This is a genomic window from Dactylosporangium sp. NPDC050688 (assembly GCF_040654515.1).
In the GTDB taxonomy this organism is placed as follows: Bacteria; Actinomycetota; Actinomycetes; order Mycobacteriales; family Micromonosporaceae; genus Dactylosporangium.
Genome location: NZ_JBFAIC010000112.1, coordinates 1 through 20636, shown reverse-complemented (window position 1 = coordinate 20636; position 20636 = coordinate 1). Strand labels below are relative to the sequence as shown.

17 protein-coding genes and 1 riboswitch are annotated in these 20636 nt (G+C 72.2%); of the genes, 10 read left to right on the top strand and 7 right to left on the bottom strand.

Going from position 1 to position 20636, the window contains the following annotated elements:
• Window positions 1–604 precede the first annotated feature (604 nt).
• Window positions 605–1873, bottom strand: coding sequence for a tyrosine--tRNA ligase (tyrS, locus tag AB0H83_RS49295; protein ID WP_360110073.1), 1269 nt, complete (start codon window positions 1871–1873; stop codon window positions 605–607).
• A 144-nt stretch (window positions 1874–2017) separates the two neighbouring features.
• Here tyrS and AB0H83_RS49290 point away from each other — a divergent pair, with 144 nt between their 5' ends.
• The 3 genes from AB0H83_RS49290 to AB0H83_RS49280 all read left to right on the top strand — a co-directional run bounded on the left by AB0H83_RS49290 (window position 2018) and on the right by AB0H83_RS49280 (window position 4950).
• A complete protein-coding gene (locus AB0H83_RS49290; protein ID WP_360110070.1) occupies window positions 2018–2338 on the top strand; it encodes an antibiotic biosynthesis monooxygenase in 321 nt (106 codons plus the stop codon).
• A 3-nt stretch (window positions 2339–2341) separates the two neighbouring features.
• Complete coding sequence (locus tag AB0H83_RS49285) at window positions 2342–3838, top strand: class I SAM-dependent methyltransferase (protein WP_360110067.1); 1497 nt, start codon at window positions 2342–2344, stop codon at window positions 3836–3838.
• A gap of 188 nt (window positions 3839–4026) precedes the next feature.
• Window positions 4027–4950: an NADP-dependent oxidoreductase gene (locus AB0H83_RS49280; protein ID WP_360110064.1), complete on the top strand. Its 924-nt coding sequence runs from the start codon at window positions 4027–4029 to the stop codon at window positions 4948–4950.
• 144 nt (window positions 4951–5094) lie between these two features.
• Here AB0H83_RS49280 and AB0H83_RS49275 read toward each other — a convergent pair whose 3' ends face one another.
• Together AB0H83_RS49275 and AB0H83_RS49270 are read right to left on the bottom strand one after the other, a co-directional pair.
• The gene (locus AB0H83_RS49275; protein WP_360110061.1) at window positions 5095–5874 is read right to left on the bottom strand and encodes an SGNH/GDSL hydrolase family protein; all 780 of its coding nucleotides are present in this window, start codon (window positions 5872–5874) and stop codon (window positions 5095–5097) included.
• Complete coding sequence (locus AB0H83_RS49270) at window positions 5874–6245, bottom strand: helix-turn-helix domain-containing protein (protein WP_360110058.1); 372 nt, start codon at window positions 6243–6245, stop codon at window positions 5874–5876. Before AB0H83_RS49270 ends, AB0H83_RS49275 begins: the two co-directional genes overlap by 1 nt.
• Window positions 6246–6314: 69 nt before the next feature.
• On the opposite strand from AB0H83_RS49270, the gene AB0H83_RS49265 reads away from it, so the two are divergent.
• Window positions 6315–6980, top strand: a complete 666-nt coding sequence (locus AB0H83_RS49265) for an NAD(P)H-binding protein (RefSeq protein WP_360110055.1) — start codon at window positions 6315–6317, stop codon at window positions 6978–6980.
• 10 nt (window positions 6981–6990) lie between these two features.
• On the opposite strand, the gene AB0H83_RS49260 is transcribed toward AB0H83_RS49265, so the two are convergent.
• The gene (locus AB0H83_RS49260; protein WP_360110052.1) at window positions 6991–7605 is read right to left on the bottom strand and encodes a hypothetical protein; all 615 of its coding nucleotides are present in this window, start codon (window positions 7603–7605) and stop codon (window positions 6991–6993) included.
• A gap of 64 nt (window positions 7606–7669) precedes the next feature.
• Complete coding sequence (locus AB0H83_RS49255; RefSeq protein ID WP_360110049.1) at window positions 7670–8305, bottom strand: hypothetical protein; 636 nt, start codon at window positions 8303–8305, stop codon at window positions 7670–7672.
• A gap of 121 nt (window positions 8306–8426) precedes the next feature.
• On the opposite strand from AB0H83_RS49255, the gene AB0H83_RS49250 reads away from it, so the two are divergent.
• From AB0H83_RS49250 to recQ, 3 genes are all read left to right on the top strand, one after another.
• On the top strand, window positions 8427–9500 hold the full coding sequence (locus tag AB0H83_RS49250; protein ID WP_360110046.1) for a hypothetical protein: 1074 nt from the start codon (window positions 8427–8429) through the stop codon (window positions 9498–9500).
• 102 nt (window positions 9501–9602) lie between these two features.
• Window positions 9603–9953: a YciI family protein gene (locus tag AB0H83_RS49245; protein ID WP_360110043.1), complete on the top strand. Its 351-nt coding sequence runs from the start codon at window positions 9603–9605 to the stop codon at window positions 9951–9953.
• A 63-nt stretch (window positions 9954–10016) separates the two neighbouring features.
• Complete coding sequence (gene recQ, locus AB0H83_RS49240) at window positions 10017–11867, top strand: DNA helicase RecQ (RefSeq protein WP_360110040.1); 1851 nt, start codon at window positions 10017–10019, stop codon at window positions 11865–11867.
• 524 nt (window positions 11868–12391) lie between these two features.
• On the opposite strand, the gene asnB is transcribed toward recQ, so the two are convergent.
• On the bottom strand, window positions 12392–14299 hold the full coding sequence (gene asnB / locus AB0H83_RS49235; protein ID WP_360110076.1) for an asparagine synthase (glutamine-hydrolyzing): 1908 nt from the start codon (window positions 14297–14299) through the stop codon (window positions 12392–12394).
• 399 nt (window positions 14300–14698) lie between these two features.
• Between asnB and AB0H83_RS49230 the strand changes: the two genes are divergently transcribed.
• Complete coding sequence (locus AB0H83_RS49230) at window positions 14699–16864, top strand: transglycosylase domain-containing protein (protein WP_360110037.1); 2166 nt, start codon at window positions 14699–14701, stop codon at window positions 16862–16864.
• A 22-nt stretch (window positions 16865–16886) separates the two neighbouring features.
• On the opposite strand, the gene AB0H83_RS49225 is transcribed toward AB0H83_RS49230, so the two are convergent.
• A complete protein-coding gene (locus AB0H83_RS49225) occupies window positions 16887–17762 on the bottom strand; it encodes a C39 family peptidase (RefSeq protein ID WP_360110034.1) in 876 nt (291 codons plus the stop codon).
• Window positions 17763–17938: 176 nt separating this feature from the next.
• A riboswitch (cyclic di-AMP (ydaO/yuaA leader) is annotated at window positions 17939–18081 on the bottom strand.
• 288 nt (window positions 18082–18369) lie between these two features.
• On the opposite strand from AB0H83_RS49225, the gene AB0H83_RS49220 reads away from it, so the two are divergent.
• Window positions 18370–19236 carry a hypothetical protein gene (locus AB0H83_RS49220; RefSeq protein WP_360110031.1) on the top strand — a complete coding sequence of 289 codons (867 nt, stop codon included), beginning with the start codon at window positions 18370–18372 and terminating at the stop codon, window positions 19234–19236.
• Between the two features lie 107 nt (window positions 19237–19343).
• On the top strand, window positions 19344–20483 hold the full coding sequence (locus AB0H83_RS49215; RefSeq protein ID WP_360110028.1) for an Ig-like domain-containing protein: 1140 nt from the start codon (window positions 19344–19346) through the stop codon (window positions 20481–20483).
• The last annotated feature ends 153 nt before the right edge of the window (window positions 20484–20636 follow it).

Here is a 20636-nt window from a genome sequence, read left to right as displayed (position 1 = left end):
CCTCGGACACGACAAGCGTGTCACGGGGTCAATCAATTGGCACTGGCTTAACAAGCACCCTGTTGAGTTCTCAAACAACCAACACACACCGCTGAGCCTCGCCGTTGCCGACTCAACTCACCCGGGGCAGTTTATCCCACTTAGTCTAGCTGCTCCGCTTTGCGGTGTCAAGTCCGGCTCGCCGTACTTTGTCCCGTTTCGCGGACACACGAGGACTCTTCCGGTACCCCGGTCGAGTGTCGTATGGTTTCGGCAGGACGTCCGCTGCGGCTCGTTTAAGCGACCCGCGTGCCTCGTCCGTGTCCCTGCCGGCTGTAAACCTTACCCGCTCCGCGGCCCGCATCCAAATCGACGCTGTCGTCTGGCTGCCGTCCGCCTCGAGGGCCCGACCTTCGTCCGGTCACCCGGCCGTCAGTCGCTTGGCTCGGCAGGCCGTCCGACGACGTCGTCCGTTTCCCTGCCGGTCATCTACCTTACCCGGCTTCCCGATCTCCACCAAATCGATCACTCGCTCGGTGATGGTCGTGAACCCTGGTCGCGCAGAGCGCCACCGGGCAGGTGCCCCGTGGCGCTCGCAAAAGCTACGTGGAGTACGTCGACAGAGTCAAATCGAGCCGAGCTCGACCCCCGCGAAGGTGCGCTTGCCCTTGCGGAGCACCAGCAGGCCGCCGGCGAGGGCGCGCTCCGCGGCGATGACCTCCTCCGCGTCGCTGACCCGCTCGTTGTTCACGTACGCGCCGCCCTCAGCGACCGTGCGCCGCGCCTCGTTGCGGCTGCTGACGAGGCCCGCCGCGATGAACAGGTCGGCGACGGAGGTGCCGGGCGCTGCCCGTACCAGACCGGCCTCCGACAACGCGGCGCGCAGTGTCGACGCCGACAGCGACGCGAGCTCGCCACGGCCGAAGAGTGCCTGCGACGCGGCGATCACCTGCTCGGTCTCGTGCGCCCCGTGCACGATCCGGGTGATCTCCTCGGCCAGGCGCCGCTGCCCGATCCGGGCCGCGGGCCGATCCGCCGTCTCCTTCTCCAGGGTCTCGATCTCCTCCCGGGACAGGAACGTCAGCTTGCGCAACAGCCCGCCGACCAGGTCGTCGTCGAGGTTCACGAAGTACTGGTACAGCGAGTACGGCGACGTCATCGACGCGTCCATCCACAGACTGCCGCCGCCGGTGGACTTGCCGAGCTTCTCCCCCGCGCTGTTGACCAGCAGCGGCGTGGCCAGCAGGTGCACGGACTCCCCGGCGACCCGCCGGATCAGGTCGGTGCCGGCGGTCAGGTTGCCCCACTGGTCGCTGCCTCCGGTCTGCAGGCGGCAACCGTACCGGCGGAACAGCTCCAGGAAGTCCATCCCCTGCAGGATCTGGTAACTGAACTCGGTGTAGCTGATGCCGGCGTCGGAGTTGAGGCGTGCGCTCACCGCGTCCTTGGTCAGCATCTTGTTGACCCTGAAGTGCTTGCCGATGTCGCGCAGGAAGTCGATCGCCGACATCGGTGCGGTCCAGTCCAGGTTGTTGACCATCCGCGCCGCGTTGTCGCCGGAGAAGTCGAGGAACGGCTCGATCTGCGCGCGGATCCGCTCCACCCACTCGGCGACCGTGTCCGCCGAGTTGAGCTGGCGCTCCGCGGTCGGGCGGGGGTCGCCGATCAGGCCGGTGGCGCCACCGACGAGCGCCAGCGGGCGGTGCCCGGCCAGCTGCAGCCGCCGCACGGTCATGATCTGCAGGAAGTTGCCGATGTGCAGGCTGGGGGCCGTGGGGTCGAAGCCGCAGTAATACGTCAGCGGTCCCTTCGCCATCTCCGCGCGCAACTCGTCGAGGTCCGTCGAGAGCGCGATCAGGCCCCGCCACTGCAGATCATCAAGCACATCGGTCACGGGGCGATTCTCGCACCCGCCACCGGCGGCGTCCCAACGCATTCGGTTGCGGCCGCGGCAGGTGTACGCCCACCGCCCGGCTCCCCCATCGCGCTCATCCGTGACGGGGCGGAACTGTCGGAGGTGACCGCTAGGGTTGGGGGCATGGCAGTTGTGAAGATCAACGCGATCGAGGTTCCCGAGGGTGCAGGTCCCGAGCTGGAGCGCCGGTTCGGCGCCAGGCACGGCGCCGTGGAGGGGTCGAAGGGCTTCCTGGGGTTCGAGCTGCTGCGCCCCGTGGCCGGCGAGACCCGTTACTTCGTCTACACCAAGTGGGAGTCCGAGGAGGATTTCCAGGCGTGGGCGAAGGGTCCCGCGATGGAGGCGCACTCCGGCGAGCGGGGCAAGCCCGTCGCGTCCGGGGCCAGCCTGCTGGAGTTCGAGGTCGTGCAGCACGCCGGGCCGGCGCCCGCCGCCGAGGGCTGAGCGGTGGAGCGCTTCGTCCTGTTCCCCGGCCGCCATCACCTGCTGACCAGGTTCCAGGCGGGCTACCTGCGCGGGCTCGCCGGTGAGGGCCGGCGCACCGTCGTGTGGGCGGTGACGAGCGCCAACCACCAGAACACGAAACGCAACCCTGTCGGCTATGACCGGCGGCAGGCGGCGATCGAGCGGTTCAGCGTCCAGGAGGGGCTGCGGTCGCTGGTGGTGCCGGTGTTCGACACCGCGCACACCGACCGGTTCGCCGAGGTCACCCTCAAGAGCGTGGAGTCGGTGCTCGGGCAGACGCTGACCCCGCACGACACGGTCGTGGCGTGCTCCACGCCCGAGGTCGCCGCCATGTATGCCGAGCTCGGGTTCGAGATCGCCGGGGTCGAGGCCGAGCATGACCCGGCGCCGGACCGGCCGTGGGACGTGCTGCTGCGCCTCGCCGCCGGCGACCCGGCGTGGCGGGACCTCGCCCACCCGGCGAGCCTCGACGTCTACGACCGCTACCGGCTCGAGGAGCAGGTCGCGCAGGTCGTCAACGACCCCGTCGTCGGCGAGGAGGGCGGGCTCACCACGACCCGCGACTACCGCACCTACGCCGAGGCGTTCGAGGCGAGCGCCGAGCGCAAGTGGGACCTGGTGCGCCGGCACGTGCGGCCCGGCCGGATCGTCGACATCGGCTGCGGCGCCGGCGCGGTCCTCGCCCTCGCCGACCGGGAGCCGGCGCTGCGCGAGAGCGACCTGATCGGGGTCGAGGTCGCCCGGCACCTGTTCGAGGAGTGCGTGCACCGCAAGGCGCAGGGCTGGTTCACCAACCCCAACGTCTACTTCTACTGCCGCAACGTGCTCGGCGGTGCCGTGTTCCCGCCGCGGTCGGTCGACACGACGCTGACGTTCGCGCTGACGCACGAGATCTGGTCCTACGGGCAGCGGATGGACTCGCTGCGCCGCTTCGCCCAGGCCATCTACGACCACACGGTGCCCGGCGGCGTCTGGATCAACTCCGACGTGTGCGGCCCCGACAACCGGGTGCGGCGGGTACGGCTGGCGCTGCAGGGCGCCGCCGCGGGGCCGCCCGCAGACCTGACCGGCCTGTCGCGGGAGGAGATCTCCGCCCTGGTCGAGGGGCTGCCGGCACGCGCCCGGCTGGACCGGTTCGCCGCCGACTTCCACTTCCCGCTGCCGTTCGACGCCCTGCCCGACGGCACCGTCGACATCGCCCTGAGCGACGCGATGGAGTTCCTCACCCACAAGGACTATCCCGACAACTGGCTGTCCGAGGCGCACGAGCAGTTCTGCGGCCTGGAGTTCGCCGACTGGAAGGCGCTGCTGACCGACATCGGCTTCGAGGTCGACGACGCTTCGCACGCCTGGCGCAACGACTGGATCGTCGAGCACCGGCTCGACCCGGTGGCGCGGCTGTCCGCCGAGGACGGCACGCCGCTGCCGTGGCCGGACACGCACGTGCTGCTGGTCGCCCGCCGGCCGCTCAACACCTGACCTTGTCCCCGGGCCGGTTCGTGTCGCCTGGCAGGTGCGCGGCCATCCCCGGGTGGCGGGCCGGGGTTCCACGGACGCGCCCGTTCCGGGCCCGCGCGCTGGGGTAGCGAGGTGTCGGTTCGGGACGGCCGGACGTCGCCCCACTCGTTCTGCCCGGCTCTGTTCGTTCGCCATCGGAGGTGGCTCACGTGAAAGCGTTGCGGTATGCCGAATACGGCCCGTCGAGCGTCCTGCACGTCGTCGACGTCGACGAGCCGCGGCCCGGCCCCGGGCAGGTCCGGGTCCGGGTGCGTGCCGTCGGGATCAACCCGTTCGACTGGAAGGTCCGCAGCGGCGCCTTCGGTGACACGACCCCGACCCGGCTGCCGGTGATCCCCCACGGCGACGTCGCGGGTGTGGTCGACGCCGTCGGCCCGGCCGTGGACGGCGCCGACGCGGCCGCGGCGCCGCAGGTCGGCGACGAGGTGTTCGGGGTGGCGGCCGGTGGCGGGGCCGCCGAGTTCGCGGTGCTGAAGTTCTGGGTGGCCAAGCCGTCCGGGATGCCATTCGAGGAGGCCGCCGGCCTGCCCGGGGTCGTCGAGGCGGCCGGCCGCGCCCTCGCGCTGCTCGGCGTCGACAAGGGCCAGACGATCGTCGTCAACGGCGCCGCCGGCGGGGTCGGGATCGCGGCGACACAGCTCTCGGTCGCCCGCGGCGCGACGGTCATCGGCACCGCGAGCGAACGCAACCATGACTTCCTGCGTTCGCTCGGCGCCGTCCCCGTCACGTACGGTGAAGGCCTCGTCGAGCGCGTCCGCGCTGTCGCGCCGCAGGGCGTCGACCTGGCCCTCGACACCGCGGGGCGCGGCGCCGTCGCCGACCTGATCGCCCTCACCGGCGTCCCCGCAAACGTGGTCAGCATCGTCGACTTCGACGCGCCGAAGCTCGGCGCCCGCGTCACCGACGGCTCGGAGGGGCGCGCCTGGGACACCCTGCGGGAGGCCGCAGACCTGTACCGGCAGGGCCGCTTCACCATGCCGGTCGAGCGGGTGTTCCCCTTCGCCGAGGCGGCCGCGGCCCACGACCTGAGCCAGTCCGGCCACGTCCGGGGCAAGGTCATCCTCGTCCCCTGACAGCGGCGCCGAAACCCCTGACAACGACACCGAGACCCCTGACAACGACACCGAGACCTCTGGCAGCGGCACCAGGGCCCCGGGCAACGGCACCGGGGCCCCGGGCAACGGCGCAAAGGCCCCTGGCAGCGGCGCGGCGGCCGCTCAGGGGCCGGTGACCTCCACCGGCAGCGGGACGGGGCGTTTCGGGGACCGGTCGTCGCCGGACGAGCGGCCGAGAAGGTGCCGGCCGGCCCACGGCAGCAGGTGCCGACGGCTCCACGCCAGCTCCGCGCGCAGCACCTCGTGCCGGCGGCGGACCGGGGCGGCCGGCAGCGGCAGTGTCCACGTGTCGTCGGTGCCGGGCAGCCCGACGGCGTGGGCGAGCGCGGCGCCGATGCGTTCGTGGCCGGCGCTGTTGGCGTGCAGCCGGTCGTCGCTCCACAGCCGCGGATCGGAGGCGACCGGGTGCGCGCCGAGGTCCAGCAGGATCGCGCCGCTGTCCGCGCACGCCTTGCGGATCGCGGTGTTGAGGGCGACGACCCGACCGCGCAGCGGCTTCGCGATCGGCATCACCGGCACCGGGTCGGGCAGCGTGAACGTCAGCACTGTGGCGCCCCGCGCGATCAGGGCCTGCTGCATGGCGAGGAGGTCACCGGCGACGGCGGCGACGTCGAACGACGTGCGCAGGATGTCGTTCATGCCGGCGACGACGGTGGCGAGGTCCGGGGCCAGGTCGACGGCCGGCTGCAGCTGCTCGGCGCGGATCCGGGCGGTGGTGCGCCCGCGGACGGCGAGGTTCGCGTACTCGAGCGGGTGGCCGGGCTGCGCGCGGGCGACGTGCGCGGCGAACCGGTCCGCCCAGCCCCGGTAGCCGCCGGCGCCGTCGGGATCGTCCATGCCCTCGGTGGTGCTGTCGCCGATCGCCACGTACCGGTGGAACATCAGGCACTCCGTCGTGCGTAGTCGTCGCGGGCCTCGAGGACCGCGGGGAGGTGTTCGGCGGCCCAGGCGCGGCAGGCGTCCATGGCCGGGAACAGGGTCCGGCCCAGTGGGGTGAGCGCGTACTCGACGCGGGGCGGGACCTCGTCGTGAGCCGTACGAGTGATCATGCCGTCGCGTTCGAGGGCGCGCAGCGTCTCGGTGAGGACCTTCGCGGAGACGCGGTGCATCGGCACCCGCAGTTCGGTGAAGCGGCGCGGCTGGTCGCGGAGGCAGACCAGCACCATCCCGGCCCACTTGTCGCCGATCTGGAACGGTGTGGCGTTCGACGGGCACGCGGGGTCGAACAGGTCGCGCGGCAGTGGTTCGCTCACGCAGCCGAACGTAGCGCACGCCTCGGTTACGTTGCGGTTACCGGCGTCCCGGGCTCTACGGTGCCCGGCATGACCTCTGTGGTGGTGTTCGGAGCGGGTGGACGGGCCGGTCGGCGGATCACGGCGGCAGCGCGTGCGCGAGGGTTGCGGGTGACGCCGGTCGTGCGGGACCCGCGGCGGCACCCGGACGTGGCGGATGCGGTCGCCGGTGACGTCACGGACGCGGCGTCGGTCGCGGCCGTCGCCGCCGGCCACGACGTCGCGGTGAGTGCCGTCTACACCGCGGACCTCGACCCGGCGCGGCTGTACGGCGACGGCACACTGTCGCTGCTCGACGGCCTGACCCGCGCCGGGGTCGGCCGGTTGCTGGTGGTGGGGCTGGCGACGACGCTCGAAGGACCGGACGGCCTGAAGGTGTACGAGGGTGCCGGCTTCCCCGCCGCGTACCGCCCGTTCTCGCTGGGCCGCGTGGCGGAGCTGGCCGCGCTGGAGGGCGGGCCGGTCGACTGGGTGCTGTTCACCCCGACGATGCAGCTCGTCGACGAGCCGGGCAGCGGCGCCTACGAACTGTTCGACGACCGTCGCCACGTCGACGGCACGACGACCTATGCCGATCTCGCGGCGGCGATGCTGGACGAGGTGGTGTCCCCGGCGTACCACCGCACCCAGCTCACCGTCCGGAGTCCGTACCATGGCCGCGGCGAGGGCGAGCAGACCGCCGGCGACCGGCCATGACAGGTGTGGGTCACGAACGGGCGAACGCCTCGAACTGCTCGGCCACGCCGGCCAGGTCGTCCTGCACCGACTCGTCCCGCTCGTCGCCGACCACGGTCTCCACACGCCAGCGGCGCTGCTCGGGCACGAACGAGACGCGGATCGACGACCCGTCGACGCGCCACAGCACAGCCGACGGGTTGCCCGCGTCGAGCCGGCCGAGGAACTCCCGGATGTCCTCGCGGGTCGGGTGGTGCGCGAGCGAGCCGTCCTCGGTCGACAGCCGCGGCACCGGTACGCGCAGCAGCCGGCGTGGCTGCCACAGTGCGGCAGGCTGGTGCCGGCCGGGCCGCTGGAAGCACAGCAGCTCGCACTCGTCGGCGAGCCTGTGCACGAAGTGCAGCAGTTCCTCCGGCGTGTCCGGCTGGAGGCTGACCAGCACGTGCGTGTCCGCCGCGACGGCCGGCCCGGCCCACCACGCCGCGTCGATCCCGGCGAGCACCTCGCGGTGGAACCGCTCGATCCCCGGGTCCGCCGCGGCCCATCCCGTGTCACCGCGCCGCAGCGCCTCGAACCGGTCGAGGCCCTGCTCAACGGTGATCGGCCGGCCCTCGAACCAGACACCGATCTCGATCAGTTCCGCCATGGAAGACCACCGTACGGAAGCGCCAGAAACCGGCGCAACCCAGCCACTCTGCGTCTACGGTCGATCACCCGGGTTGCTGGTCCGCCGATCCGGGTCCGGCGGCGGTCCGCAGCGCGACCATGTCGGCGAGCCCGGCCGCGTCCGGCGTGGCGAACGGCAGCACCCCGCCGCCGTGCAGCACCACCTCGATGACGTCGAACGGCAGCACGCCGACCCGGCCCCAGTCGGTGACCCGGGTCGGCCGGGCCTGCCGCACCGCCGCGATGTCGGCCCACGAGACGAGGATCGGCCCCCTGCCCGGACCGCCGCCTGATTCGGGACCGCCGGCTCCCGGCGCTGCACCGTGGCGGGTCGCGACCTGGTGCAGTCGGGACCGGCGCCGCTCGACGAGGAGCCCGAGCGGGCGTGGTGTGAGGCGCACCGGTACACCCGCACCGAACAGGAATGCCGCGCCGACGCCGACCTCCCAGAGCCCGACGGCGCTGTCCAGCGCCAGGTGCCCGGCCCACACCTGCGCCCCGCCCGCATGCGCCGCCCGCTGCCGGTGACGGCTCCACCACTGCCCGGCCAGCACCGGCGTGACCACGGCGGCGCACACGGCGGTGAACAGCGCGATCGCCTTCCACAGCCCGGCGAGCAGCAACGCCACCGGGACCGCCAGGACGAGAACGGCCCACCACGGACGCCCCCGGTCCCCCACCCCGCCATGGTGACGCACGCCGGACCCCACCCGGCCTCGGCGAACGCTCCCGCCCCGGCCACCTCACGCAAAATACCGCCCGGGGGTTTGTGATCAAGCAGACGGAGCGTGAGGATGGGCCATGCTTTCGACCCTGGTCACCCAGCCGGCGGCTATCACCCCGTCGACGCTTCCGCCGGCGCGGGACGCGGCCGGGGCAGGGCGGGCGCGGTTCGTGCTCAGTGCCGTGGTCGCGGGACTCATGCTCGTCGTGGCCGGGTGCGGGTCCGAGGATCCAGGCGCCGCGCAGGCCGCCCGGCCCGCCCCGTCGGGCAGCGGCGCCGTGGGCAGTGCCTCGGCGGTACCCTCCGCGACCTCCCCGGCGGCCTCCCCGTCACCGTCCGGTGCGGTGACGGTCGCGGTGCCGGCCGGGGTGACGGCCGGGATCGTGATCTTCGACCGGCAGCAGGGGACGTTCGTGGTGCAGCAGAAGGCGAGCTGGCGGTTCCGGTCGGCGTCACTGGTGAAGCTGCTGATCGCGCTGGACTACTTCTGGGATCGGGGGCCGTCCTACACGGTGCCGGCGGCGGACCGGTCGAAGCTGGACATCATGCTGCGCAGCAGCGACGACGCCGCCGCGACCGGATTGTGGAAGGCGCGCGGTCAGCGGGAGATCGTGATCCGGATGGTGCAGCGGCTGGGGCTGCAGGACACTGCACCGCCGCCGGCGAACCAGCCGGGCTACTGGGGGTACACCGCCGTGAGCGCGGGTGACCTGGTACGGGTGTACCGGTACGTCCTCGACAAGGCGCCGGCGCCGGTGCGCGACGTCATCATGGGCGACCTGCACCAGTCGACGAAGTGCGGGACGGACCGCTACGACCAGTCGTTCGGCATTCCGGCTTCGTTCCGGAAACCGTGGTCGGCGAAGCAGGGCTGGTCCGGGTTCGGCGACAACCCGGCGACGCCGTGCGTGGCCGGCGCGGCCCTGCCCGGCGGTGGCGGGCAGGGCCGGTTCGTGGACGCCGCCGCACCCAACCAGCCGGACATGAGCGGCGAGGTCCTGCACACCACGGGCACGGTCGGTGACGGCGACCGGTACATCGTGGCGGTGCTGTCGGTGCACCCGAACGGGACGCAGTACGCGAAGGCGACCGCGGCGTTGACCAAGCTGACGAGGTCGCTGCCGCTGCCCGCCGCGGTCAAGGTCGGCTGAGCCGGCCGCGACGACCGAACCGTAGCGCGGGTGTGTGTCGAGCGGCGCCTGCCGGCACCGACCTGTTCCCGGAAAGACACCGACGCTGAAAGGGCGGCTTCCATGAAGTATCTGCTGCTGATCCACATGAACCCGGACGTCTGGGCGACGCTGACGCAGACCGACGTGGACGAGGTGATGGCCGGGCACGAGCGGTTCATCACGACGATCACCGAATCGGGCGAGATGGTGAGCACGCACGCCCTGGCCGATCCGAAGGAGAGCGCGGTGGTCCGGATCAGGGCCGGCGCGCAGACGGTGACCGACGGGCCGTACGTGGAGGCCAAGGAGTTCCTCGCCGGCTTCTACCTGGTCGAATGCGAGTCGAAGGAGCGGGCGGTGGAGCTCGCCGCGATGATCCCCGACACGAAGTGGAACGCCGTCGAGGTGCGCCCGATCGTGTTCAGTCAGTAACCACATCGTTCACCGGCCGTCACGGCGGCGATTCTTGTCGGTCGCCGCTCGTAGAATCGCCGCGTGGAGAGCACCGTTGGAGTTGAGACGGCCGGGCCGGCGATCGAGGTCCTGCGCCGGGTGTTCGGCTATGACACGTTCCGGGGCAGCCAACGGGAGATCATCGAGCACGTCATCGCCGGTGGCGACGCGCTCGTGCTGATGCCGACCGGCGGCGGCAAGTCGCTGTGCTATCAGATCCCGGCGCTGGTCCGCGAGGGCACCGGGGTGGTGATCTCGCCGCTGATCGCGCTGATGCAGGACCAGGTCGACGCGCTGACGGCGCTGGGGGTGCGGGCCGGGTTCGTCAATTCGACGCTCGACCTCGACAGCCGGCGGGCGGTCGAGGCCGCGTTCGTCGGCGGCGAGCTCGACCTGCTCTATCTCGCGCCGGAGGCCCTCGCGTCCCCGCAGACGATGCGGCTGCTGGAGCGAGGGCGGATCGGGCTGTTCGCGATCGACGAGGCGCACTGTGTGTCACAGTGGGGCCACGACTTCCGGCCCGACTATCTCAACCTGTCGGTGCTGCACGAGCGGTGGCCGGACGTGCCGCGGATCGCGCTGACGGCGACCGCGACGACGGCCACCCACAAGGAGATCGCCACCCGGCTGGGGCTGACCGGGGCGCGGCACTTCGTGTCGAACTTCGACCGGCCCAACATCCAGTATCGGATCGTGCCGAAGCTGGAGCCGCGGCGGCAGCTGCTGGAGCTGCTGCGCACCGAGCACCGCGGCGACGCCGGCATCGTCTACTGCCTGTCACGCTCCAGCGTGGAGAAGATCGCGGAGTTCCTCAAGGACAATGGCGTGCCCGCGCTGCCGTATCACGCGGGGCTCGACGCGCGGGTCAGGGCGGACAACCAGGCGCGGTTCCTGCGGGAGGACGGCCTGGTCATGGTCGCCACGATCGCGTTCGGGATGGGCATCGACAAGCCCGACGTGCGGTTCGTCGCGCACCTGGACCTGCCGAAGTCGGTGGAGGGCTACTACCAGGAGACGGGCCGGGCCGGGCGGGACGGCCTGCCGTCCAACGCGTGGCTGGCCTATGGGCTGCAGGACGTGGTCCAGCAGCGCAAGATGATCGAGGGGTCCGAGGGCGACGCCGCGCACCGGCGAGGGCTGGCACGGCACCTCGACGCGATGCTGGCGCTGTGCGAGACGGTGGAGTGCCGGCGGGTGCAGCTGCTGGCCTACTTCGGGCAGCAGAGCGGTCCGTGCGGCAACTGCGACACGTGCCTGAGCCCGCCGGAGTCCTGGGACGGCACGGTGGCGGCGCAGAAGCTGCTGTCGACGGTGTACCGGCTGCAGAAGGAGCGCAACCAGAAGTTCGGCGCGGGGCAGTGCATCGACATCCTGCTCGGCAAGAAGACCGACAAGGTCGTGCAGTGGCACCACGACGAGCTGACGGTGTTCGGGGTCGGCGCCGACCTGCGGGAGCCCGAGTGGCGGGCGGTGGTGCGGCAGCTGCTCGCGCAAGGGCTGCTCGCGGTCGAGGGTGACTACGGCACGCTGGTGCTCACCGACGACAGCGCGGAGGTGCTCGGCCGGCGGCGGCAGGTGATGTTGCGCCGGGAGCCGGAGCGGCCCGTGTCGGCGGCGAAGGTCGCCAAGCAGCGCGGCGCAGCCGCCACGGCGGAGCTGCCGGCGCAGGCGGCGCCGCTGTTCGAGCGACTGCGTGCGTGGCGTTCGGCGACGGCGAAGGAGCAGGGCGTCCCGGCGTATGTCATCTTCCACGACGCGACGCTGCGGCAGATCGCCACGGAGGCACCCACGACGCTCGCGCAGCTGTCGACGATCAGCGGTGTCGGCGAGAACAAGCTCGCCAAGTTCGGCCAGCACATCCTCGACGCCCTCGGCGAGCCGGAGCCGTCGTGATCGGCCGTGCCGCCCGGGCCTCCCGGCGGACGGCACCCGATCGGCTGCGGGCAGGTCCGGCCGGCGGGCCGGCGAGCGGCCCGCCGGCCGGTCCGCCGCGCGGAACCCGCCGGTGGCTCGATGCGCGGTGACGCCACCGGCCCGGCACGGGACTGAGGCCGCCGGGAGCGTGCCGGACTCGTCCGGCTCCACCGGCACCTGCCGGCCTCGACCCCGCAGGGGTCGGGGTCGCTGCCGCCGTCGTTCGCGCGGGACCTGAGGCCGCCGGGACGGTGCCGTTCGCGTCCGGCTCCACCGGCGCCTGCATGCCTCGACACCGGCGAGGCTGGGGTCGAGGCCGTCATCGTTCGCGACCGTGCCGAAGGAGACCGCCGGGAGGAGCGTTCCCCGCCGGCCTGCGGTCACCGGGCGCGACGACGGCACACGCACGGTCCGGCACACACGGCCCCGCGCGCACGGTCAGCGCACACGGTCCGGCGCGCACGGTCGGCGTGAGCCGTCGTGGTGGCGGGCAGGGGCGGCCGTCACCCGGCGCCCACGGGACGGGGGCGGCGCTCGGGCAGCGTCGGCACGATCGAGCCGTCGACGAAGATGCCGTGCCACAGGCAGAACGACAGCAGGATCCACAGCTTCCGGGCGTTGTCGGCGTCGCCGCGTTCGTGCTGTTTCAGCATGTCGTGCGCGTAGTCGAGGTCGATCAGGTGCCCGGCTCCCGACGTGGACAGCACGTGGTGGGCCCATTCCGCGAGTTCGGCGCGCAGCCACCGGCGGGCCGGCGTCGGAAAGCCGAGCTTCGGCCGGTCGACGATGAAGTCCGGCACGATGCCCTCGAGGGCCCGGCGCAGCGCGTACTTGGTGGTCCGGCTGCGGGCCGGCACCTTCAGCCGGTCGGGCAGCCGCGACAGGACCTCGAACACGCCCCTGTCCAGGAACGGCACGCGCAGCTCCAGCGAGTGTGCCATCGACATGCGGTCGGCCTTGGTCAGGATGTCGCCGGGCAACCACGTGTTGACGTCGATGTGCTGCATGGTGGTGACCTCGTCGAGGTCCGCCGCCTCGGCGTAGAGCGCCGCGGTCACGTGCGGGTGGCCCACCCCCGGCTCGCCGCCCAGGAGGATCCGTGCCTTCTCCTCGTCGCCGAGGACGCGGGCGTTGCCGAAGTACCGCGTCTCGATCGGCGTCGTGGCCCGCAGCAGGTAGCTCTTGCCCTTGACCCCCTCGGGGACCGCCCGGGCCAGAGCACGCAGGCCGCGCTGGATCGGTTCGCCGAGGCGGCGCACCGGTGCGAGGGACCGCGGCTCCCGGTAGATGGTGTAGCCGCCGGCGAGCTCGTCCGCGCCCTCGCCCGACAGCACCACGGTGACGTGTTCGGCGGCCGTCTGCGCCAGGAAGTACAGCGGGACGATCGACGGGTCGGCGACCGGGTCGCCCAGGTGCCAGATGATGCGCGGCAGTGCCTCCATCACCTGCTCCGGCTTGACGATGGCGGGCACCAGTTCGACGCCCAGGTGCCGGGCCGACCGCTCGGCCACGTCGAACTCGGAGAACGCGGTGGGGGTGTCGAAGCCGGCGGTGAAGGCGCGCAGGCGGGGATGGACCTCGGCGGCGAGCGCGACGATGGCGGTCGAGTCGATCCCGCTGGACAGGAACGCGCCGACCGGGACGTCCGCGCGCAGGTGGCATCGCACGCTCTCCCGCAGCGCGTCGCGCAGTTCGTCCACGATGGACGCTTCGGAGACCGCGGGGTCCGGCCGGAATTTCGGCCTGCCGCGCCGCCGGACCACCGGCGGGTAGCCGAGCGCGCGGGTGAGCAGCCCGCCGCTGGGCAGCCGCGCGATGTGCCGGTGCAGGGTGTACGGCTCGGGCACGTACTGCATCGTCAGGTAGAGCGACAGCGCGGTCTGGTCGAGTTCCCCGCCGGCGATCCCCAGCAGCGGCGGCTTCTCGCTCGACAGCCACAGTCCTTCGAGGGTCGGCAGGTAGTACAGCGGTTTGATCCCGAACTGGTCCCGCGCCGCGTGCACCGTCTCGGTGGTCTCGTCCCAGAGGACGAACGCGAACATGCCACGGAACCGGTCGAGCGCCGCCTCGCCCCAGTAGTGGTAGGCGGCGGCGACCACCTCGCTGTCGCCGTCCGTGGCGAACTGCGCGCCGTGCACGCGGATCAGTTCCTCGCGCAGCGCCTCGAAGTTGTAGATCTCGCCGTTGAAGACCAGTGTCCACCGGCCCGCGTCCGGCCCGCTCGGCGGATACCGCAGCGGCTGCCGGCTGCCGTGCACGTCGATGATGGCGAGCCGTTTGAAGCCGGCCGCCACGCACTGCCCTGACCGTTCCAGGGCCATGTCGTCGGGGCCGCGGTGGTCGAGCAACTCCAGTTGCCGTTCCACCTGTCCAAGGGTCTCCGGGGAGATGGGGAAGTCCCCCACGTACATCAGGAAGCCGCACATGGGCGTCGTTTCCCTTCGGTCGCCTCGCGTGGCAGCGGTGTCGGGCCGCGGACCGCTCTGTCGGCGGTCGCCGGTGAGCCGTCGCCGGTGAGCTGCCGTCGGTGCGGCTGAGCCCCCGTTCGAACGGCCACCGTGCGCCGCGCGATCCAGCCGAACAGAGCCCGCCGAGGTCGGGCCCCTGATTGCCCGGCCGTCATCCGATCGCTCCCACCAGGGGGATCACCGGCACGCGGGCGGGCTAGCCCGGTCCGGGGGTGACCATCCGGGCGGCCGGGCGCCCCTGCCGTTTGGCCCGGTACCCCCCGGGTAACGGCGCGCCGGTCACATCGGTCCTTCTCGGATCGGCGGCAAGCGAACCACCTGTTGTCTGATTGGGAGAAGCCAATGCGCCTCGTCCGCGCCCGACGCCGGTCCCAGCACAGCGCCGGCACCCGCCGTGCGGCAGCCGAGGCGCCGGGTCGCTCAGCCCGCGCGTTCAGGGCGCTCGGCCGGCTCGTGCTGTGCGGCGTCATCTCGGGTCTGGTCGTGGCCGCGAGCGTGCTGCCGCTCGCGCTCATCGGCGGCTCCACGGTGAACGCCGGCCGCGACGTCTGGCGGAACCTCCCCTCGGACCTGGCGCTGCCACCGCCGCCGCAGGCCACCTACGTCTACGCCAATGACGGCAAGACGCTCATCACCACGTTCTACGACGAGTACCGCAAGGACGTGCCGCTGGAGCAGATCGCACCGGTGCTCCAGCAGGCCGTCGTCGCGGCCGAGGACACCCGCTTCTACCAGCACCGCGGTGTCGACGGCAAAAGCGTCCTGCGCGCGCTGGTCTCCAACGGCCGGGGCGGCGCCCAGCAGGGCGCCTCGACGCTGACGATGCAGTACGTGCGCAACGTGCTGAGGAACGATCCGAGCCTGTCGCCGCAGCAGCGGGTCGACGCGGTCGCCGACACGCCCGCCCGCAAGGTCCGCGAGATGCGCTACGCGACGATGCTGGAACAGCACCTGAGCAAGCAGGACATCCTCAAGGGGTACCTGAACATCGCCTACTTCGGTGCCGGCGCCTACGGCGTCTACGCCGCCAGCCAGACGTACTTCGGCAAGTCGGCCCTGGAGCTGACGCTGCCCGAGGCGGCGCTGCTCGCCGGGCTGCTGCAGTCACCGGACGGCGACAACCCGATCAGCGGCGACCGCGACGCGGCCCTGCGGCGCCGCGCCTACACGCTCGACGCGATGACGAAGATGGGAGTGATCAGCGCCTCGGACGCCGCCGCGGCGCAGGCCCAGGAGCTGAAGCTCACGCAGCGCGGGCTGCCCAACAACTGCGTGTCCGTCCCGCAGGCGCACAACGACTGGGGCTTCTTCTGCGACTACTTCCGCCAGTGGTGGGGCAGCCAGCCGGAGTTCGGCGCCACGCGCGCCGAACGCGACGATGCGCTGCGCACCGGCGGCTACACGGTGGTCACGTCGCTCGACCCTGGGATCCAGGCGATCGCGCTCAACCAGTCCCTGAGCGTCTACGGTTACGGCAGCGCGCGGTCGATGCCGCTGGCCGTCGTCACCCCCGGCACCGGCCGGGTCCTCGCGATGGCCGTCAACCGCCGCTACAGCCTGGATCCCAACCCGCGCCAGCATCCGCAGTACCCGAACACCGTCAACCAGCTCATCGCGGGCGGTGGTGGCGTCGCCGGGTATCAGGCGGGTTCGACGTTCAAGATGTTCACGATGCTGGCCGCGCTCGACGCGGGCATGCCGTTGAGCACCAGGTACAAAGCACCGAGCCGGCTGGCGACCGTGTGGCCGGGCAGCGGCCCGGGCAGTTGCGGTGGCAGGTGGTGCCCGGGGAACGACTCCCCGAGCTGGATGGACGGGGACCGCACGATGTGGAACGGCTTCGGCCGTTCGGTCAACACCTACTTCGTCTGGCTCGAACAGCAGATCGGCGCGCGCCGCGTGGTCGAGATGGCGCAGCGGTTCGGTATCACGTTCCGCTCCAGCGCGGACGCGGCGATGGCGGCCAAGGCGGACCAGTGGGGATCGTTCACCCTCGGGGTCGCCTCGACCACACCGCTCGACCTCGCCAACGCCTACGCGGCGATCGCCGCCGGTGGCCTGTACTGCCAGCCGCTGCCGGTACTGTCGATCACCGACTCCGACGGCAAACCGGTCGACGCCGCCGCGCCGAAGTGCCGGCAGGTGGTCAGCGAGGACGTGGCGGCCGCCGCGACCGACGCGGCACGGTGCCCGGTCAGCCGGTCGTCGGCGTACAACAAGTGCGACGGCGGCACGGCCGAGAACGTGTCCGGCATCCTGGGCGGTCGCCCGGTCGCGGGCAAGACCGGCAGCTCCGAGCGCAACTCGACCGAGACGTTCGTCGGCTTCACGCCGCAGATCGCCGCGGCCGGCATCGCGGTGAACGCGGACAACCCGAACGACCACGTGGGCAGCGGCATCGCCGGCTCGGTCAACACCGCCGTCGCACAGACCATGGCGGGCGCGCTGCGCGGCCAGCCGGTCCAGGCGTTCCGGCCGCCCAGCCGGGTGCGGGCGCTGGGACGCTGACCGCTGGCCGCTGACCGCCGCGTCAGGCGGAGTATCCGCGCAGGGCGGTCCAGTGCGCGAGCTTGGCCGTCGTCAGCGTGTAGTGCCCGACGCCCAGGGCGTCGGCGGGGTCGGCGATCTTCACCGTCTTGCCGCCGTTGCTGTAGCCCACCACCGCGATGTAGTGGCCGCCCGGGTACGCGTGCGAGCCTCCCTTGTCGTCCACGGCGGAGCCGGTGATGTTGGCGACCACGGCGTAGCCGTTGGCGATCGCGTTGACGATGTCCGCCTGCATCCGGTCGATCTCGGCCTGGGTGGCCGACTGACCGGTGATGTAGTGCGACTTGTAGAAGGAGGACTTCGTGTACGCGTTGAGCGTCCGGGTCGTGTCGTCGGCGGAGTCGGTGCCGTTGACGGTCGTGCGCAGGCTCTGGGCGACCTCGGACTGGGACGGGTACATCGACCGCGCGGTCAGTGCGATCCGGGTCGCCGCCGGGCCGCAGAAGTAGAAGTTCTCCTGCCAGGCGAACCGGTAGGCGAGCTCCTTCGCCGCCGGGGCGGCCGGTGCGGTGGTGCCGGCCGTGGCGGCGGGCGGGGCGGTCGACGTGGCGGCGGGCGGGGCGGGCGTGGACGGCGCCGCACCGGCGGCGGCCTTCGACGGGGCGGCTGCGGCGTCGGGCGCCGCCTGTGTCCGCTGCCGGTCGCGTGCGGCCTGGCCGACGTCGGACCGGGACGAATCCGCGGAGGTCAGCGACTGCGCGTCGGCCAACAGGCCGGGGCCTGAGGCTTGCACGGCCACGCCGACGACCAATGTCACGGCGAGGACCGCCGCGGCGACTGCGATCGGCAGCACGCGGGAGCGCAACGGGACGGGGCTGGGGCTGGGGCTGTGGTGCCTGGGTTTGTACAGGTAGCTCACGGGTACCTCGACAGACATGCTGGATGACGGCTGCTGTTGCCGGTGCCGGACGTGATCCGGGCGGGGGGCTGCCACACCGGCCGGCGGCCGGTGTGGTGAGGTCCGGTGGCTACCGGGCCGGTCCGCGGGTCGAGGTGCCGCGACACGGGTGATGCCGGGTCAATGGCTGCACGGAGTGCTCCTTCCGGTGCCGCCTACCGGGTTAGCTGACGGGTTCGGGCGGGAAGATCGCCCTACCTCGAGGCCCAGGCCCCGCGGATTCACCCCGGTGGTGCTCGGTTCCCCGGCTCGCGTGGACGCGACTCAGCGGATCCGCCGCGGTGTCACCCGAGGTGGGTGACGGCGGGCCGGGCGGATGCGAGGACACTACCGGGCCGCGAAAAACGACACCGGATCCCCCACGCGGCGCGGCTACCGGGCGTGACGACGGCATAGCGAACGGACCGGGTGCAGACTGCGGGCGCACCGGCCGCCTGCCGGTCGGCTGCGTCGTGCCCCGGTGCACCTCGCCGACCGCACCAGGCGCCGTGCGGCCTGCCCAGTGTCCGGGCGGCCGGTTCGCACGCCTGCCACACCCCCTGGTCCGGGTCACCCCTAGGCTCGCCGGATGCTCCCGGGCGCCGACAACGACCAGCAGCTCAGCGGCGCGCAGACGCGCGGTCCCCGCCATCTGCGCCGCTCCCGCCGGGGGCGGCACGCGGCCCGCCTCCGGCTGCACGCGGCCCGCCTCCGGCTGCACGCACCCGTGCCCGCCAGGCTGCGCCGGTACGCCGTGGCCGCCGTCGCGGTCGCGACGATCGCCCTGTCCACGACGCTGTCGTCGTCGGCCGGACCCGGACCCGTCGCCGTGCCGGCGGACAGCGCGGCGTTCGCCGTCGACGCCGGACGCTCGGCGGCCGACGGGCCGGCCTCACGCAGCCGCGCCCGGAAACCCGCCGACGCCACCGGCACCGTCACGCCGCCGGCGGCGAAGGCCGCCCCGACACCGACGAACGCCGCCCCGGCACCGTCCGCCGAACAACCGGCGTCGCCGTCGCCGACCGTCCACGCGCCCGTCGGCGGGCTGACCCAGGCCGAGATGAACAACGCCGTCGCGATCATCGACGTCGCCCGGCAGCTGAACCTGCCGCGGCGGGCGGCCGTCGTGGGGATCGCCACCGCCCTGCAGGAGAGCCACCTGCGCAACCTCGCGAACCCGAACGTGCCGCAGTCGCTGCAGCGCCCCAACGAGGGCGTGGGGTACGACTACGACTCGGTCGGCCTCTTCCAGCAGCGGCCGAGCTGGGGTTCGGTCGACCAGCTGATGGATCCGCGCGAGTCCGCACGCAAGTTCTACGCGGCACTGTCCCGGATCCAGGGCTGGGAACAGCTGGCCGTCACCGTCGCGGCACAGATGGTGCAGCGGTCGGCCTTCCCGGACGCCTACGCGAAATGGGAAGGGCTCGCACAGCGGATCGTGGACGCCGTCATGTAGGACGGCGCCGCGCGCCGGCAGGTCCCTCGCATTGTCACTCGTTTACCGCCCCGGCCTCGCCCACCTGCGCACGACGATGCCCCCATGTCCATGCACAGGCAGAGCACATGAGGCCCGGCCGGACCGCGGTGGCGCTGATCGCGCTCGCGGTGGGAGCGCAGTTGGGCCTGTCGGGATGTCACAGTTCACCGAAGAAGCACACGGCGGCGAAATGGAACGCTCCCGCGCCGCCGGTCGGACTGGCCCTCACCCCGGCGGCGGGCGAGTCGGGGGTGGCGGTCAGCACCGAGATCGGCACGAAGGTGAGCGACGGGAAGATCACCGAGGTCGCCCTGACCGACGCGGCGGGCCAGCGGGTCGCCGGTGAGTTCCGGGACGACGGCTCCTCCTGGGTGCCCGCCACCGCGCTGCGCTACGGCACGGCCTACACCGCGAAGGTCACCGCCGTCGGCGCCGACAACAAGCCCGTGACCCGGGAGACGGCCTTCACCACGGCGGCGAAGCCCAGCGGCCCGGTCGTCACGTCAGACCTGATGTTGACCAACGGCGGGACCTACGGCGTCGGCATGCCGATCGTCGTGCAGTTCGGCTCCGACGTCCCGCAGGAGTCGCGCGCCGCCGTGCAGCAGCGCCTCTTCGTGAAGAGCGATCCGCCGCAGGCCGGTGCGTGGCACTGGTTCGGCGGCCGGCAGGTGATGTACCGGCCGGAGCAGTACTGGCAGCCGGGCACGAAGATCACCGCGCGGAAGGCGCTCAACGGCGTACGGATCGGCAACGGCCACGCCGACGAGGACTTCGCGGCGACGGTCACGATCGGCCGGAAGCTGACCATCGACATCGACAACGCGACCAAGCAGCTGAATGTCTACCAGAACGACGCGCTCGTGCGGACGATGCCGGTGAGCCTCGGCAAGCCGTCGACGCCGACGTCGAGCGGCGCGACCGTGATCATGTCGCGGGAGGCCGCGACGGTGTTCCGCACCCCGGAGTACACCGTCGCGGTGCAGTACGCCATGCGGCTGACGTGGGGCGGCCAGTACATCCACGCCGCACCGTGGTCGGTCGGTGACCAGGGCCGGCGCAACGTCTCCCACGGCTGCACCAACGTCTCGACCGCGAACGCGAAGTGGCTGTACGAGCAGACCCTCGTCGGCGACCCGGTCATCACGCGCAACACCGGGGTGCCGCTGGACCCCGGCGACGGCTGGACCGCGTGGGACCTGTCCTGGGCCGACTACAAGACCTGACACGTCAGCCGGGCGGCCGGCGAGGCCGATCCGGCGAACTCGAATCAACAGTTCCATCCAGAGAGGAAGGTTCATGGACGTCGTCCGTGCCCCGAGCCCGGGCAGGCAGGCCCCACAGCAGTGCTATTCCGGTGTCGTGTGGATCGACCGGGA

Coding starts and splice junctions, on each gene's coding strand:
- AB0H83_RS49290 (WP_360110070.1), top strand. CDS start 2,018: ATGGCAGTTGTGAAGATCAACGCGATCGAGGTTCCCGAGGGTGCAGGT.
- AB0H83_RS49275 (WP_360110061.1), bottom strand. CDS start 5,874: ATGTTCCACCGGTACGTGGCGATCGGCGACAGCACCACCGAGGGCATG.
- AB0H83_RS49265 (WP_360110055.1), top strand. CDS start 6,315: ATGACCTCTGTGGTGGTGTTCGGAGCGGGTGGACGGGCCGGTCGGCGG.
- AB0H83_RS49260 (WP_360110052.1), bottom strand. CDS start 7,605: ATGGCGGAACTGATCGAGATCGGTGTCTGGTTCGAGGGCCGGCCGATC.
- AB0H83_RS49250 (WP_360110046.1), top strand. CDS start 8,427: ATGCTTTCGACCCTGGTCACCCAGCCGGCGGCTATCACCCCGTCGACG.
- AB0H83_RS49245 (WP_360110043.1), top strand. CDS start 9,603: ATGAAGTATCTGCTGCTGATCCACATGAACCCGGACGTCTGGGCGACG.
- asnB (WP_360110076.1), bottom strand. CDS start 14,299: ATGTACGTGGGGGACTTCCCCATCTCCCCGGAGACCCTTGGACAGGTG.
- AB0H83_RS49230 (WP_360110037.1), top strand. CDS start 14,699: ATGCGCCTCGTCCGCGCCCGACGCCGGTCCCAGCACAGCGCCGGCACC.
- AB0H83_RS49220 (WP_360110031.1), top strand. CDS start 18,370: ATGCTCCCGGGCGCCGACAACGACCAGCAGCTCAGCGGCGCGCAGACG.
- AB0H83_RS49215 (WP_360110028.1), top strand. CDS start 19,344: ATGAGGCCCGGCCGGACCGCGGTGGCGCTGATCGCGCTCGCGGTGGGA.